The sequence below is a fragment of the Streptomyces sp. NPDC059740 genome (genome assembly GCF_042733155.1).
In the GTDB taxonomy this organism is placed as follows: Bacteria; Actinomycetota; Actinomycetes; order Streptomycetales; family Streptomycetaceae; genus Streptomyces.
On record NZ_JBHWGP010000071.1, the window covers coordinates 1 to 16,029 of the forward strand.

Annotated in this window: 12 protein-coding genes; 3 read left to right on the forward strand and 9 right to left on the reverse strand. The window is 73.1% G+C overall.

Going from position 1 to position 16,029, the window contains the following annotated elements:
• Positions 1-55: 55 nt before the first annotated feature.
• Positions 56-769: a hypothetical protein gene (locus tag ACFV3R_RS33850; protein ID WP_385591201.1), complete on the reverse strand. Its 714-nt coding sequence runs from the start codon at positions 767-769 to the stop codon at positions 56-58.
• Between the two features lie 411 nt (positions 770-1,180).
• Between ACFV3R_RS33850 and ACFV3R_RS33855 the strand changes: the two genes are divergently transcribed.
• Positions 1,181-1,609: a lasso peptide biosynthesis B2 protein gene (locus ACFV3R_RS33855; RefSeq protein WP_385591223.1), complete on the forward strand. Its 429-nt coding sequence runs from the start codon at positions 1,181-1,183 to the stop codon at positions 1,607-1,609.
• Here ACFV3R_RS33855 and ACFV3R_RS33860 read toward each other — a convergent pair.
• Positions 1,575-2,030: a hypothetical protein gene (locus ACFV3R_RS33860; RefSeq protein WP_385591203.1), complete on the reverse strand. Its 456-nt coding sequence runs from the start codon at positions 2,028-2,030 to the stop codon at positions 1,575-1,577. The two genes, ACFV3R_RS33855 and ACFV3R_RS33860, sit on opposite strands and share 35 nt — an antisense overlap.
• A gap of 121 nt (positions 2,031-2,151) precedes the next feature.
• On the opposite strand from ACFV3R_RS33860, the gene ACFV3R_RS33865 reads away from it, so the two are divergent.
• Complete coding sequence (locus ACFV3R_RS33865) at positions 2,152-2,820, forward strand: antibiotic biosynthesis monooxygenase (protein ID WP_385591205.1); 669 nt, start codon at positions 2,152-2,154, stop codon at positions 2,818-2,820.
• Positions 2,821-3,163: 343 nt separating this feature from the next.
• Here the strand turns inward: ACFV3R_RS33865 and ACFV3R_RS33870 are convergent, their stop codons facing one another.
• Positions 3,164-6,343 (reverse strand): discoidin domain-containing protein, encoded by a 3,180-nt coding sequence (locus ACFV3R_RS33870; protein WP_385591206.1) that lies wholly within the window; start codon positions 6,341-6,343, stop codon positions 3,164-3,166.
• Between the two features lie 405 nt (positions 6,344-6,748).
• On the opposite strand from ACFV3R_RS33870, the gene ACFV3R_RS33875 reads away from it, so the two are divergent.
• Positions 6,749-9,856, forward strand: coding sequence for a family 78 glycoside hydrolase catalytic domain (locus ACFV3R_RS33875; RefSeq protein WP_385591208.1), 3,108 nt, complete (start codon positions 6,749-6,751; stop codon positions 9,854-9,856).
• Between the two features lie 109 nt (positions 9,857-9,965).
• Here ACFV3R_RS33875 and ACFV3R_RS33880 read toward each other — a convergent pair whose 3' ends face one another.
• The 6 genes from ACFV3R_RS33880 to ACFV3R_RS33905 are packed head-to-tail and all read right to left on the reverse strand — an operon-like array spanning position 9,966 to position 15,388.
• Positions 9,966-10,946 carry an ABC transporter substrate-binding protein gene (locus tag ACFV3R_RS33880; RefSeq protein ID WP_385591210.1) on the reverse strand — a complete coding sequence of 327 codons (981 nt, stop codon included), beginning with the start codon at positions 10,944-10,946 and terminating at the stop codon, positions 9,966-9,968.
• A gap of 33 nt (positions 10,947-10,979) precedes the next feature.
• Complete coding sequence (locus ACFV3R_RS33885; protein WP_385591212.1) at positions 10,980-11,744, reverse strand: amino acid ABC transporter ATP-binding protein; 765 nt, start codon at positions 11,742-11,744, stop codon at positions 10,980-10,982.
• 17 nt (positions 11,745-11,761) lie between these two features.
• Complete coding sequence (locus ACFV3R_RS33890) at positions 11,762-12,772, reverse strand: amino acid ABC transporter permease (RefSeq protein WP_385591214.1); 1,011 nt, start codon at positions 12,770-12,772, stop codon at positions 11,762-11,764.
• Positions 12,773-12,783: 11 nt separating this feature from the next.
• Entirely contained in the window at positions 12,784-13,719 is a 936-nt protein-coding gene (locus ACFV3R_RS33895) for an ABC transporter substrate-binding protein (protein WP_385591225.1), read from the reverse strand.
• 11 nt (positions 13,720-13,730) lie between these two features.
• A complete protein-coding gene (locus ACFV3R_RS33900; RefSeq protein WP_385591217.1) occupies positions 13,731-14,264 on the reverse strand; it encodes a GNAT family N-acetyltransferase in 534 nt (177 codons plus the stop codon).
• Entirely contained in the window at positions 14,261-15,388 is a 1,128-nt protein-coding gene (locus ACFV3R_RS33905) for an LLM class flavin-dependent oxidoreductase (protein WP_385591220.1), read from the reverse strand. The genes ACFV3R_RS33900 and ACFV3R_RS33905 overlap by 4 nt, the downstream gene beginning before the upstream one ends.
• Positions 15,389-16,029 lie beyond the last annotated feature (641 nt).

Genomic DNA, 16,029 nt, shown 5'->3' on the forward strand with positions numbered 1-16,029 from the left:
GCCCTGTGGGCCGTCACCCGCCGCCCGTGAAGAGGGAGAAGCGGTCCCGCGTGGCTCAGCCGGCGGAGACGCTGACGTCGTTGGCGGTGAAGTCCAGTCCGCCGGCGGCCGAGGTGATCTCGAAGCCGAACTGCACGTCTCCGACGGTCTCGTCACCCATCCACCGCTGCGTGTCCTTCAGCCACTTCAGGATCGGCAGCACGTCGACCGAACCGGAGGTGGAGTTGGAGGTCCGCAGGAAGGAGAACACCTGGTTGGCGCCGTTGTCGCCCTTGTAGACGTCCCAGGTGTGACCGCCCAGTGACACGGTGGCCTGCTTGGTCCCGATGGGCCCCACGGCCCCGGCGTGGTTGACCCACAGCATGATCTCGTAGTCGTAGTCCGTGTCCCAGATGTCGTACGAGGTGTCATAGGCCCCGCCCGACGGCAGGGTGACGTCGTAGTGGCTGGTGAGCGAGGACAGGGCGGAGATCGGCTTGTTCACCACCTTCTTGGAGTTGGGGTAGGACTTGATGCCTCCGGTGTTCGGGTGGTCCGCCGTGACACCCCAGTGGGTGCCCGAGTCCGCCCAGATGCACTGGGTGCCGGCGCCCGAACCCCAGATGTCGTTGTAGAGGGTGTAGCCGTCGAGCGTGGTGGACCCCCACTGGTCGCAGGAGTTCCACGTCGCCGCCTGGGCGGGCGCGGCGGCGAAGGCCACCGCCGAACCGAGGGCGAGCGCGGGGGCCAGCAGGCCCATGACGAGGCGGCGGAGAAGGTGTCGTGCCATGGCGTTCCTTCCACGGGGAGGTGGGCTGGGCAGGCGCCGCGGGACACGGCCGGGCGGCGGTGCGGTGCGGCGGTGGCCGTGGGCGGCCCCGGACCGCGCCCGCGCCGAGGTGCCGGCTCCTGACGGGTGCGCCCGTGTCCCGGTGGGCGCGTGCGGGTGTCGTCCGGTCCGCAGCCGTACGTTCCGCGGGCCGGCCGGGGGCGGGCTGTGACCGGAGTGGCGGGTGTCGAACCGTTTCGACACCGGGCGGGGCGCTCCGGCCGACGCGAGGGTAGGGGAGCCCTCCCGCCGGGACAAGATTCATGGCATGGTCATTTCATTCCTTTCCTGCCGGGGCTCTTCCGTCGGCGCCGGCCGCCGTGGACCGACCGCCGCCGGACCGCCGCCGGTGCGGCACCTTCCCGGCGCGTGGTGCGCCTTCGCCGCCGCCGTGCTCGCCAGGCCGTCGCCCTACCGCGGGCCGGCCCTGCGGCTGCTGCGCCGGGGCGCGGCCCCGGCACCGCCGGCCAGACGCTCCCGGCCCGCACCGTGGTGAGCGCCGTCAGCCGCCGCTGCGCCGGCCCGCAGGGCTGCCTGCGCCGCTCGCCTGCCACCGTGGTCCTGTCCCGTCTGCGAGGAGTCCGGCCCACCTGGTGCACCGGGGTGCGCACCCATCCCTTCTCGGTTCACGCCTGGGTGGCGGTCGAAGGGCCCTCAGCGACCGGCCGCACCCCGGTCCTCACCGTCCCACCCCTGTCCTCGCCCGACGTGCCCGGCCACCGGGCTGACCCCGGCTCCCGCGGCCAGGACCTGCCGGGTGCGGTACTCACGAGCGCACGCTGCGGGCCAGCCACGGGGTGAGGGAGAAGCCGGGGACCGGCTCGCTGTAGGTCCTGTCACCCGGCAGCGGTACGAGCAGCCGTTGCCCCGGGGGGAAGAACCGGGACCTGACAAAGGCCAGCCCGCCCAGGACGGAACGCAGGAAGGCCGGGACGCTGTCACGCGGCACGTCGCGGAACTCGACGCCGTCGACCACGATCGCGGCATCGCCTTCCGCGAAGAGCTGCACCGTCACGGCAGGAGCGCCGCCCATCTCCAGGTACGCCTCGTGCGGCAGGGTGCCGTCGGGGTCGGTGACGGCGAACGAGCCCACCCCGGTGCGGCGTGAGGTCCGGTCGGCGCCCACGTCGTGGGTCACCACCACCTCCCGTCCGAACTCCTCGGCGATCTCACGGACCGCGGCGACGGCCGCCTCGGTGGTCGGCAGGTGCGCATGTGCCATGGCCTCGATCATGCCCCGCTCCAGGCCGGACGAGCACAGCGGGCCCCGAGGCCGTCTCCGGTACTGGACATGAAGTGCGCTTCATGTTGTCCGCTTGAGCCCCGGCTCAGAAGGAGGCACCATGCCCGAGAACCCACCCCCGACCGCCCCGTTCCACCCGTCGGCCGGCACCGTACTGGTCAGTGAGTGGATCGTGGGGACGCCCGAGCGCGGGCTCGCGGCCACGCAAGCCCTGTTGGGCGAGTGGCGGGACCTGTCGTCCCGGTTCCGGCCGCACGGGTTCCTGCGGCTCAGCTGTTTCGCAGCCGCCGACGGCGAGGCGCTGCTCTGCCTGGGGCAGTGGACCGGGGACGAGGAGCACACGGCCTTCGTCCGCCGCCACCGGCAGGACATGGTCGGCCGTATCGACCAGGAGGTGCCGGGAATCGAACGCCCCGGACTCCGGCGCTACCGGGTCCGCCACCGCGTCGCGTCGGGACCGGAGGCGGGGGCCCCGGGCGCTGCTCTCCTCGTCCGGGCGGAGCTGTCCACCGCGCCGGAGGCCGGCGCCTGGTGCACCCGCGCCGCGGCCCGGCTGCAGGCCTCGCCCGACACCGGCTGGGGTCCCGCCTGGGTGCTGGGCGAGACCTCCGGCACCCGGGCGCTGGTGTGGGCGCAGGTGCCGGAGGCCGACGGCGGGTCTCCCATCCTCCCGGCCCTCGGTGACGAAGGCGGGACCGCCGGGCTTCCGCAGCGGTACCGGTTGCTGGGCTCGGTGGAAGGACCCGCCGCGGTACCGCAACGCGGGTAGGCCGCCCGGGCCCCCGGAGCCGGGCAGGGCAAGGCCTTCGACTCACCCTGCGGCGAGCCGGTACGCCTTCCCCTTCGAGGGGTTGACCGTGAGAGGGCCGGGCAGCACCCCGCGGGCGAGCGTACGGCGGCTGAAGACCCCCAGCACTTCGTGGCTCGGGTGGCGGCGTCGTCGGTGGTGACGTCGGTGACCGTGCAGTACAGGTCCTGGCGGAGCCCGTGCCACCGGGCCTGGGCACCGGTCGCGCCCTGCCGGCCGCGGTGGCGGTCACCGACGCGGTGCGGCGGGGCCCGTCCGGGTACCTCCACACGCAGGGGCCCTCGGCGGGGCCGCGGATTTCGTATCAGCTCCCGGGAGCCGTGACCGAGAGGGACGCCAGACGGGCGGCGCCGCTCGACCACCCCTCGACGGCGAGGGCCAGGTACCGGGCGGTGACCGTGGTCCGCAGTGACGTGGTGCGGCCCGAGCCCGTCAGGCGGCCGGCGGTGCTCCACGTCACCCCGTCCGTGCTGTGCTCGACGGCGGCCTTCACGGGCGTACCGGTCCACAGCGCCTCGACGCGTCCCACGGCTGTCGCGGCCCCCAGGTCCACGACCATCCGGCCGTGTTCGCCCGGTGTCCACGCGGTGTGCGGGTCGCCGTCGACGGCGGCTGCCGGGTCGGACATCCCGGCCGGCAGCGGAGAGGAAGGGAACGTGGTCCGGCCGCGGGCCAGGTCCGCCAGCGGGTAGGGCACGGTCGCGGGGAAGCGCACCCGCCGTTCGCCGCCGCGCAGGGTGACGCGGCGCTCGCCGCCCTGCGTACTCGTCACCACCAGGCGGCAGGCCGGCCCGGACAGGGTCAGCGTGGCGGCGTCGACGACGTGGGTCCGCAGCCCCGAGGGCAGCCGCCCGCCGCCCACGGCCCGCACGGTGAACCGCGCCGGCAGTACCGCGGCGCTCGCCGCCCCCAGCCGGATGGCCACCTCGCTGCCCTCGTCCGTCACCGTCTGCTCGCCCGCGAACAACCGCAGTACGGAGGGGCCCTGGGGTACGGTCACCACCGTCGTGACCGGGGAGTCCGACAGGTTGAAGACGCTGAGGTGGCCGCCGGCGGTCCCGGCCCGGACGGCCGGTGCGGCGCTGCGCGGGGCGGCGCGCCCGGCCGCCGCCCGCAGCGCCTCCACGTCACCGTCGGGCAGTGCCTCCACCACCAACGGCTCGGCCGGTCCGTCGGAGAGCACGACGGTGTCCCCGTACATGGCCACCGGGTTGCGCGCGCCGCGCACGACGAGGCCGGCCCGGCCGTCGACACCCAGCCAGCCACCGGTGTCGGTGAGGTCCGCCTCCGGGTAGCGCACCAGGTCCGTCCACGACTTGCCGTCCGGGGAACCCTGCACACGGTAGGCGCGACCCGCCGCCGCCTCCCAGGACAGCCGGACCCGGTCCAGCCGCCGCGGCGCGCCGAGGTCCACCGCCAGCCAGCTGTCGGCCCGGCCGCGGTCCGCCACCGACACCGCCCAGCGGGAGTCCGGGTCCCCGTCCACCGCCATCCCCGGTCCCCTGCCGGTGTCCGAGGACGAGGCGGTGGCGGTGGCGCCGCGGGCCAGGTCCCCTCCGCCGGCACCGTCCCGGGCCTCGAAGGCGAAGAGAGAGTAGCCGTACCGGGGTTCGCCGCGGACCCCGGCCATGCGGAGGTAGCGGTGGACGGACGGGGTGAAGACGAGGTCGTCGGTGCGACCCTCGGACGGCGGCGTACCGTCCACGTCGGCGGCCTTGACGGTGACCGTGCCGCCCGCGCCCGTGTAGGTACGGGCGCCCTCCAGCCCGGGGACGCCCGGCATGGTGAGGTTGAAGACCTCCAGGTGGCCCTCGCCCGCGCCGGTACCACTCGTCGCGTACACCGCCTCCCCGCCGGGCAGCGTGGTCAGCCCCGCGAAGCCGCCGTCCAGGCCCAGGAGCGTGGCGGTGGCGTCGAGGCCGTCGCGAGCCTCGGCGTAGGTGGTGACGGACCGGCTGCGGACCACGCCGGCGGTCGACGGCAGGAACATCGGGGTGGCCCCGCTGAGCCGGAAGAGCCAGTCGTCGTGGCCGGGCTGCCAGGCGAACTTCACGAACCCGGGCTTGCTGACGGCCCCCGCCCAGGCAGCGGGCGACTGGTGCGCGACGAGCCCCGGGCCGGCACCAAAATCCCGCACCCCGCGGGCGTGGGCGAAGAACTCCTTCCCGGTACGCGCCCGGACCGCCCACCCCTGCCGGGCCCGCCACTCGTGCAGCAGGTAGCTGATCGCGATCTCGGCGCGCGCCTCCGGCTCGTACTTCGGCTCGCCCGAGAACTTGGCGACCCGGTACTGCGGCGGGTACGCCTGGTAGGCGGCAAGACGCCGGGCCAGCGCCTGCTCGGCCCAGGCGGCGTAACCGTCGCCCAGGACCTGCGCCCGGAAGGCCACCGGTATGACGTCCCGTCCGTAGAGGTGCTCGCGGTCCTCGACCATCGGCATCAGCGGCTCCCCGGCGTCGCTCATCACCAGCATGATCGTCTGCCAGAGCAGGTCGCCGTTGGGCTGCGCGGTCAGCACCTCGGGCAGCGGGCGGCCGGCGGTGAGGAAGTGCACGGCGTTCCGCCCCGAGGTGCGCCACAGCTCGCACTGGTAGTGCGGGCCGAACGAGCCGTGGTTCTCGACCAGGAAGGTGTCGTACAGGTTGTGTGCGGTGTTGTCGCTGACCGGAACACCGTCGACCAGCGCGGGGTTGGCCCGGTCCGCGGCCGGCAGACCGGTCTCGTTACGGCTCCACCTGCCGTACGCCGCGCGCCACACCTCGTGGTCCGCGTCGTCCTGCGCCCACGCCAGGCCCGGGGCCAGCGACTGCGCGTAGACGCCCATCTCCTCCAGCTTGGTGTCGCCCACGTGGCCGCCGAGCAACCCGTTCGGCGTCCAGTCCCCGGAGGCGGGGTCGTCCCCGGTGCCGAGCGAGGCGGTGTAGCGCGCCTGCTCCCGCACGATGGTGTCCACCCGTTCGCGGGTCGGGCCGTCCAGCTCGTCCCACAGCAGCCGCGCCGCAAGGACGAAGTAGAGCTGGAAGGTGGTGTCGAAGAAGAGCGTGCGGCCCCACTCGGAACCACCCGTCAGACGGTTGAACGCGGCGAAGTGGGAGAGCGTGGCCAGAGTGCGCGAGCGGAGCGTCTCCCGGTCCACCCCGGCCAGTTCGGCGTCGTACCCGCCGCGGGTGAGCAGCAGCGCGTGCCCGAGGACCACCGCGAACCCGAAGTCCTTGGCCGTGTAGTGGCCCGCCCCGGCGTCCCACTGGGTCTCGGTCCAGCGGGTGTGCGTCAGCAGGACCCGGTGGTAGGTCCGGGCCACCTCGTCACCGGACAGGGCGGCCGCCGCTCCTCGGGCCGGGACCTCGGCGGCGCCGGCCGGCGTCCCGCCCGCCACCTCCGACGTGAGGGCCAGGGCGACTGCCGCCGCGCCCAGTTGGGCGAAGCGGCGCCTGCTCAGCGGAGTGGTGCGGTGGTCCACGGTGACGTCCTTCGCGGCAGACAACGTTGTCAACGATCGGTCATTCTTCGGGGGCGCTCCGCGGGGAGTCAATACGTCGGACAGTGGTTCGCCGTGGCAGGTGTGTGGCGCGCCCGGCGGCCCGCTGGGCACCGGGGGAGGTGCGCCGGCTCGGCCCGCGGCGGCCCCCACCCCGCCCGTGGCCCTTCGTGGACCCGGGCGGCCCACCGCCCCGTTCCCGTCGCGGGACGGAGAGGGGCCAATGCTTCCCCCCTTTTTTTGCAACGTCTCAACTCGCCTTTCCTGTGCTCAGGGCCGGCAGTGTCCGCGCCACCCGCGGCCAGCGGCGGCACATGGTGTCTGATGCATGGACAGGTGGAGTCCACGCCGCTATGTTCACCCGTCAATCGCACTGAATCGATACAACTTCGACGGCCGAAGGGACGCGGCATGGACGAGGGAGTCGACGGCGGGGCCCGGGGCGGGCTGCGGCGCAGGACCGTGCTCGGCGCGGCGGTGAGCACCGTGCCGCTGGCCATGGCGGGCGGCATCGGGAGCGGGGGAGGTGCCGCTGCCGCACCGCTCCCGCACGGGACCGCTGTGACCGGGCTGACCGTCGAGCACCGCACCGACCCGCTCGGCGTGGACGCGGACCGGCCGCGGTTCGGGTGGCGCATGACCTCCACGGTGCGCGGCCGGCGCCAGAGCGCCTACCGGATCCTCGTGGCGACCTCCGCCGAACGCTTGCGGCAGGGCCGGGCCGACGTGTGGGACAGCGGCCGGGTCACCTCCGCCGACTCGGTCGCCGTGCGCTGCCCCGGTGGACGGCTGCGCGCCTCCACCCGCTACTTCTGGACGGTCCGGGTGTGGGACGAGGACGGCCGGCCCGTCGCCGACGCCCCCACCGCCCACTTCGAGACCGGGCTGCTGAGCACCGACGGGGTCGCCGGCTGGGAGGGGGCCCGGTGGATCAGCATGGCCGGCAAGGAGCCCGGCAGCGCCGGAGCCCCGATGCTGCGGCGGGAGGCGCCACTGCGGGCGGAGGTCCGCGAGGCACGACTGTACGTCTCGGCGCTGGGCGTCTACGAGGCCCACGTCAACGGCCGACGCGTGGGTGTTCCGCAGGACGGGGGCACCACCTGGGAACTGCTGGCCCCCGGCTGGACCAACTACGACCGGACCGTCAACTACCTGACCTACGATGTCACCGACCTGGTCGCGGGCCGGCGGAAGGTCGTCCTCGCAGCCGTCCTGGGCAACGGCTGGTACAACGCCCGCATCTCCGAGGGCAGCACCTACTACTCCGCGGACGGCCACCCCCTGGCGCTGAAGGCGAAACTCCTGCTCCGCTACGCCGACGGCTCCACGCAGAGCATGGTCACCGCCCCCGGCGCGGGCTGGCGGGCCACGGACACCGGCCCCTACCGCGCCGACGACATCTACGACGGCCAGAGCACGGACGCGCGCAAGGAAATGCCCGGCTGGACCTCGCCCGGCTTCGACGACTCCGCCTGGTCGCAAGTGACTGAGAACGACCACACCACCCGCTTCCCCGACGCGAAGCTGGTCGCCTACCCGGCCGAGTCCGCCCGGCTGATGCCGCAGTGGGACCGCAGGCCGCAGTCGATCACCGTCTGCACGGGTGTCACCGGCGAGGACGGCAGCCCCAACGGCCGCGGCCGCGTCGTCGTCGACCCGGGGCGCTCGGTGACCGACCCGGCGAAGGCGGCCACCGCGGCGGTCACCCTCGGCGACGGCGACACCGTCCTGTTCGACCTGGGGCAGAACATGGTGGGCGTCCCCCGCTACACCCTCCGCGGCCCCGCCGGCGCCGAAGTCACCTTCCGGTTCGGCGAGATGCTCAACGACACCAGCAAGGGCGCCGACGGACCGGAAGGCTCCCTCTACCGGGCCAACCTGCGCACCGCCAAGGCCACCAGCACCTACGTCCTCCGGGGCGACGCGGAGGGGGAGACCCACCAGGACTCGCTCACCTTCTACGGGTTCCGGTACGCCTCGGTGACCGTCACCGGCGGCCCCGTCACGCTCACCGGACTGACCGGCGCGGTGGCCACCTCCGCGACACGTGACATCGGCTCGGTCACCACCGACGACGCCACCGTCAACCAGCTCATCAGCAACGTCCGTTGGGGCCAGCGCGGCAACTACCTGTGGGTGCCCACCGACTGCCCGCAGCGCGACGAGCGACTGGGCTGGACCGGCGACACGCAGCTGTTCTGCAACACCGGCCTCTACAACGCCGACGCGGCCACCTTCCTCAGCCAGTTCCAGGACAACCTGATCGACTCCCAGCAGATCTACGGCCTCGACGGAGCCCAGTTCACCGCCGTCTCGCCGGGAAACCGCTACAACGCCGCCTCCCCGGTGAGCGGCTGGGCGGACTGCGGGGTCGTCCTGCCCTGGACGGTCTGGCAGATGAGCGGTGACCCCACCGTCGTCGAACGCAGTTGGCCGGCGATGACCCGGTACCTGGACTGGATCCAGGGCAGGACCGGCGAGAAGTACACCGGACAGGGCGCGCTCTTCGCGGACTGGCTCGCACCGCAGAGCACCGGGACGCAGCTGGTGAGCGACGTCTACTACGGCTACGTCACCCGCCTGATGGCGCAGATGGCCCGGGCCACCGGACGCACCGCCGAGGCCGACCGGTACGACACCCTGTTCAGCCGCATCAAGCGGGCGTTCCTCACCACCTACCTGAGCACCGCGGACGGCAAGGTCACCCTCCGCTCCAGCCTCGGGGGCAAGCCCGGCAGCGGCAGCGCCCCCGAGGACAACAGCCAGACCGCCCTGCTGTGGGCGCTCAAACTCGGTCTGTACGACACCGAGGCCCAGCGGCGCCAGCTGGTCACGCTGCTGGCCGACAACATCGGCAACGACGCCGCCTACAAGGCGGCCCACCCCGACAGCACGCGGGTCCAGTACGCGGAGAACACCCTCTCCGTCGGGTTCCTCGGCGTGAACGTCCTCGCCCCGGTCCTGACCGACGAGGGCCGCGCCGACCTGGCGTACACCCTCCTCCACCAGGACGCCATGCCCTCCTGGCTGTTCTCGGTGAAGAACGGGGCCACCACGGTCTGGGAGCGGTGGAACTCGTACTCCGAGGAGGACGGCTTCGGGCCGGTGGAGATGAACTCCTTCAACCACTACTCCTACGGCGCCATCATGGAGTGGATGTACGAGAGCATGGCGGGCATCGCCAAGGACCCGGACCACCCCGGCTTCCGCCGTTTCCTCCTGCGCCCGCACCCGGACCCGACCGGCAGGATCACGCACGTCTCCGGCTCGCACCTCTCGCCCTACGGGCAGATCACCAGCGAGTGGACCACGCGCGACCGGACCCTGACCTACCGCGCCACGGTCCCGGCGAACAGCACCGCGACCCTGCGTCTGCCCACCGCCGACGCCGCGAGCGTCAGGGAGGGCAGAACACCCCTGTCACACGTGCCCGGGGTCGAGTACCTGGGCTACGAGGACGGCACGGCCTCCTACCGACTGCCCTCGGGCACCTACGAGTTGACCTCGGACCTGAGCTGACGGGCGGAAGCGGGCCGCGGACCACGGGGACGTGGACCGCGGCCCGCCTCACGCCGGGGCGTCGCGCCGGTCCCGCGCGGTGCCGGGGCGCTCTCCGGCCGGGCGGCTGCTATCCGTCGCTCGCGGGCAGACCCGGCGGGTTGACCTCCGACTTGTGCACCGCCTCAGCCGACAGGCCCCAGCGCCTCAGGACCCGGGCGTAGGTGCCGTTGCCGATGATCTCGTTGACCGCGTCGGCGAGCGGTCCGACCAGGCCGTTGCCCTTCCTGGTGGTGGCCGAGATCAGTCCCTGCCGGGTGCCCGCCCCGGAGGTGGTGCCCGCGATCTCCGTCTTCCCGGCCGCGGCGACGTGGTAGGCGGAGGTCGGGTCGGGGCCCAGGTAGAGGTCGATGCGCCCGGAGGCCAGGGCGAGGTAGATGTCGCCGGCGGCCTTGTAGTACTTGACGTCCACCGGTTCCAGGCCGGCCCGCTGCGCCTTCCTGCTCCACTCCAGAAGAATCCTCTCCTGGTTGGTCCCGGAGTTCACCGCCACCGTCCTCCCCGCCACGTCGCGGTAATCGCGGACCTTCAGCCCGCTGCCCCGTCGCGCCTCGAAGGCGATGTCGTCCTTGCGGTAAGAGGCGAAGTCGTACTTCTTCTTGCGCTCCTCGGTGTCGGTGATGTTGCTGAAACCGACGTCGTACCTGCCGCTGTCGAGTCCGACGAAGACGTTCTCCCAGGAGGCGGTGGAGAACTGCGGCCGCAGCCCCAGTGTCTCCGCGACGAGGTACGCCAGGTCGATCTCGACACCGATGCGGGTCCGGTCGTCCGTGGCGTAGAACCCCAGCGGCGGTGAGCTCTCGGCCGACCCCACGATCCGCAGCACGCCGCGGTCGCGCACCGCCGCGGGCACTTCGGCCGCGAGGGCGGCGGCCTTCTCCGTACGCACACGGTGTTGGTCGGGGCTGTTGTTGATCCGGATGCCGTGGCCGCCGGGCGCCGCGACCTCGGTGGTGGCGCCGCCCACGGGATCGGCGCAGGAGGCCAGGGCGAGGGCCGCGGTGACGGCGAGGGGCAGGAGGACGGCACGGCGGGGAAAGCGGGTGGACACGAGGGTCTCCTGTGCGGGGAGCGGAGGGAGGGGTCAGAGGACCTTGGAGAGGAAGGCGCGGGTGCGCTCGTGCTGCGGGGCGTCCAGCACGGCCGAGGGCGGGCCCTGCTCGAGCACCACCCCGCCGTCCATGAACACCACCGTGTCGGCGACCTCACGGGCGAACCCGATCTCGTGGGTGACCACGACCATGGTGGTACCGCTGCGGGCGAGGTCCTTGATGACGTCGAGCACCTCGCCCACCAGCTCCGGGTCGAGCGCCGAGGTCGGTTCGTCGAAGAGCAGCACCTTCGGTTCCAGGGCCAGTGCGCGCGCGATCGCCACCCGCTGCTGCTGGCCACCGGAGAGCTGACGGGGGTAGGCGTCCGCGCGGTCCGCGAGCCCCACCCGCTCCAGCAGCCGGCGTGCCGTGGCGGCGGCCTCCCCGCGCGGTCGTCGCAGTGCGGAGACCGGCGCCTCCACGAGGTTCTCCAGGACGGTCAGGTGGGGGAAGAGGTTGAAGTTCTGGAAGACGAACCCGATGTGGGTGCGCTGGCGCAGGACCTCCTTCTCCTTCAGCTCGTGCAGCCGGTCGCCGGAGCGCCGGTAGCCGATCAGCTCACCGTCGATGCTGATCCAGCCCCGGTCGATCTTCTCCAGGTGGTTGATGGTGCGCAGCAGCGTCGACTTCCCCGACCCGGACGGGCCGAGGACCACGGTGACGCCGCCCGCCGGGACCTGCAGGTCCACCCCGCGCAGCACTTGCAGCGGGCCGAAACTCTTGTGGACGCCGCGGACGTCCACCATGACGTCGCTCATGAGATCTCCGTAAGTTGTCAGGCGGCCCGGCGGGCCGCCGGCAGGGGACGGGGCCCCTCGGCGGCGGCCCGCGCGGAGGCGAGGGTGCGCCGGAGGCGTTGCAGGGGGGTGGGCGGCGGACTGCGGTCGGCGCCGCGGGCGAAGCGGCGCTCCACGTAGTACTGGAGCACCGAGAGCACCGAGGTCAGCAAGACGTACCAGGCGGTCGCGACCATCAGCAGCGGGATGACCTGCCCGCTGCGGCCGTAGACCACCTGGACCCGGTAGAAGAGCTCGCCGATGGCCATGACGTACACCACCGAGGTGCCCTTGAGCAGCCCGATGACCTCGTTGCCCGCGGTGGGCAGCGCGGCCCGCATCGCCTGCGGCAGCACGATGCGCCGCACCTGCCGCCACCGCGGTACGCCCAGCGCGGCGGCCGCCTCCAACTGGCCGGCGTCGACGGAGAGGACCCCGCCGCGCACCACCTCGGCGGCGTAGGCGGCCTGGTGCAGGGACAACCCGATCAGCGCCGCGCCGATGGTGCCGATGAGACTGTTGCTGTCCACCGACCACAGCACCGGCCCGAAGGGGACGCCGACGCCCAGGCTCCGGTAGAGGGCACCCAGGTTGAACCAGAAGACGAGCTGGACGATGACGGGGATGGACCGGAACACCCAGACGTAGGCCCAGGCCACCGTCTGCAGCACCGGATTGCGTGACAGCCGCATGAACGCCAGGACCGTGCCGAGGACGAAGCCCAGCACCGAGGCGTACCCGGTGAGCTGCAGCGTCACCCCCACGGCCTGCACGATGGTGCGCGAGAGCACGTAGGAGCGGAACACCTCCCACTCCCACACCGGGTTGGTCAGCAGCCCGTGCGCGAACTGCGCAGCGAGAACCAGCACGGCGAGGGCGGCGCACCACCTGCCCCAGTGGCGCGCGGGGACCACCCGGAGCCGAACGAGGTCCTCGGGGCCCGGGGCGGACTGCACGGAACCCGGTGGCGGGGCGGCGCCCTGCGGGGCGCGGGCGGGGGTCAGTTCCACGGTGCGGCCCCTCACCGGTGCTCGGGCGGGCTGATGCGCGAGGTGCGGATCGCCGAGCCGGTGGTTCCCCACTTGCGCAGGATGCGGGCGTACACCCCGTCCCTGATCAGCTCGTTGACGGCCGCCTGGAACGCACGGGTGAGCGGGGAGCCCTTGGCGAAGGCGAAACCGACGTCGAGACGGTGGTACTCGCCGAGGAACGCGGTGTGGGAGGCGGGCTGGGAGGCCTGGTACCGCAGACCGTTGATGGTGGACATCACCACGTCGACCCTCCCCTGCTGCAGGGCGGTCAGGAGTGCCCCGGACTCGGCGAAGACCCGCACCTCGTACGGCTTGCGGCCGGCCTTGCGGCAGTCCCCCCGGTGGGCCTGGAGGGTCGCCTCGAAGGTGGTGCCCGCGCTGAGGCCCACCGTGCGCCCGCACAGCTCCGTCAGACTCGTGATCGACCTGCCGAAGGAGGAGTCGCCCTGCTGCACGGCGAACCCCTGGCCGTCGTCGACGTAGGTGACGAAGTCGATGGTCGGCAGCCGCTCCGCGGTCACCCCGAAGTTGCCGGTGCCGAAGGCGAACTTGCCGCTGCGCAGGGCGGGCAGGATGGTCTCGAAGGACGCGTCCTGTCGCTCCAGCCGCACGCCGAGGACCTTCGCCACGGCGTCCGCCATGTCGATGTCCTGGCCCGCCGGCCGCCCGCCCGTCCCGCCGGGGTAGTACGCCGAGGGCGGCGCGCCGACCGAGGTGCCGACCCGCAGGGTCCCCTTCCGGCGCACCTCGGCGGGGAGCAGCGCGGCGATGCCGGCCACCTTGTGGACGGCGGCCACCGGGTTCCCGCTCGCGGTGCCGGCGCCCGGCGGGGACTCGGCGCCGGCCTCCCCGGGGCCGCAGCCGGTCAGGGCCAGCAGCGGCAGGAGTGCGGCGGTGGCGGCGGTGCGGCGCACCGGGCCGCTGATGCCGTGGAGCTTCACAGGCGGGATGCCTTTCCGGGACGTGAGGCGGTGGGGAGGTGCTTCTCGAAGGGCAGCGGACCGATCGACTCCGGGTCGGCCCCGGTGTCGAACAGCGGGGTGTAGCCGGCGGCGAGGTAGAGGCCGCGCGCCTCCGGCTGCCGCGGCCCGGTGGTCAAATAGAGGCGCCGGTAGCCGCGGTCTGCCGCCTCACGTTCGAGGGCGGCGACGACCCGCCGGGCCAGACCGCGCCGGCGGTGCGCGGAGTGCGTCCAGATGCGCTTGAGCTCGGCGGTGTCCCGGTCGAACCTGCGGAAGGCACCGCCCGCGACCGACTCGCCCCGCTCCAGCAGCAGGAGCAGCACACCGCCGTGCGGCGCGGTGAACTCCTCGTCCGGGTAGCGGGCCAGCTCGGCGTGGGCGTCCCGCCCGTAGCGGGCGGAGTACTCCTCGCCGAGCTCCCGCAGCAGCGGCGCCACCCGGGGGTCGCCGACCGGCACCCGCACGAGCGTCGGACCGCCTGCCGGCGCCGGGCCGGTCCCGGCGCTCATCCGCTGACCGCCGTCAGCGTCTGCGGTCCGCGCGGTGCTCCCGCGGCCTCGCGACGGGCCACCTCCTCGCGGACGAGCGGGATGACGTGGCGGCCGAAGTCGCTGGCGTCGGCCAGCAGGTCGTAGCCGCGGGCGGAGAGGATGTCGACGCCGAGGTCGTAGTAGTCCAGCAGTGCCCGGGCGACCGTCTCGGGGGTCCCCACCAGGGCGTTGGAGTTGCCCGCCCCACCGGTCGCCGCGGCGGTCGCGGTCCACAGCGCGCGGTCGTAGCGCTCGCCCGCCTCGGCGATCGCCACCAGCCGCTGCGACCCGGTGTTCTGCGGGGCACCCGGCCTGTGGTGCCGGGCCGGACCCGCACCCCGCCGCGCCCGGATCGCCGCCACCGTGCGGTGGGCCTTCTCCCACGCCAGTTCCTCGGTGGGGGCTATGACAGGACGGAACGCCACCTGGATGCGCGGCGGTTCGGCACGGCCGGCCGCTCGCGCCGCCTCGTGCACGGCTGTGATCTGCTCCGCCGTGCTCGCCAGCGGCTCGCCCCACAGGCAGTAGACGTCGGCCTCCGCTGCGCCGGCCGCGTAGGCGGCTGCCGAGGAACCCCCGAAGGAGACGCCGGGACGCGGCTGCTGGACGGGGAAGACGTCGCTGACGTAGTCCTGGAAACGGTAGAACTCGCCCTCGTGGTCGAAGGGCTCACGGCTCGTCCAGATCCGCTTGACGATCTCGATGTACTCGCGAGTGCGGGCGTAACGCTGGTCCTTGGTGAGGGTGTCGCCCTCACGCCGCTGCTCGTGGTCGTTGCCGCCGGTGATGAAGTGCACCGTCAGGCGACCCTCGCTGATATGGTCCAGGGTCGCGAACGTCCGTGCGGCGAAGGTGGGTTGGGAGACGTTGGGCCGGTGTGCGAGCAGGAGCTGCAGGCGGTCCAGCCGGCCGGCGAGGTATGCGGCGGCCGTGGCCGGGTCCGGTGAGCCGGACCCGTACGCGAACAGCACCCGGTCCCAGCCGGTGTCCTCGTGAGCCCGGGCGAGCCGGAGGGTGTAGTCCTTGTCGAACGCGGCGCCTGAACGGGGTGTGGTCTCGGAGCCGTCGTTGGTGGCGGCGATGCCGAGGAACTCCACGGGCATGACAGTGGCCTTTCCTGGAGGCCGCGGCATCTCACCTGGGGAGGACAAAGAAAGATGCCGAGGCGGAAGCGGGTGGCGTCCCGTCAGGGAAAGCGCCACCGGGGAAGGGTGAAGGGGTGCGTGACGACGCCCGGGTGCCTCGGTCGGCACCGGGAAGGAGCTGGCGGCAGCGGAGTCGGCGGTGGCAGGTGCCCGCTTCGCGGCAGCCGTGACGGGTGCAGGACGGTGCTGCATCCGAAAGGGTTCGCGCGAAGGGAGGCTCGGCCCGCGACGGGGTCACCGAGGGAGGGAAGGGCCGATCAGACGGCCGGCTGCCGGGTCAGGCGCAACACGCTGCGGACCACACTCGACAGAAGTCGATGTGGCCGCGCGAGACCAAACGCTGCTGGGCGGGCATGCGACCCATTCAGCAGTACATCGGCCGCTGCGTCAACTGCCGTATCCCATGACGGACAGTGCGGGCGGTGCCATGGCGGACGGCGCGGGCGGCCGTCCGGGCCCGACCGGCAGGGACACCGTTGACAGGGCGGCGCCCTCCTCGCCTAGTACTGCAACGGTGCTTACCGTGACGAGGCCTCAGCTCTTGGGCGGTGGCCTCGTCTCTTGTAGTGGCTGGTCCGAGCCTGTTGTTGGCGTCGGCG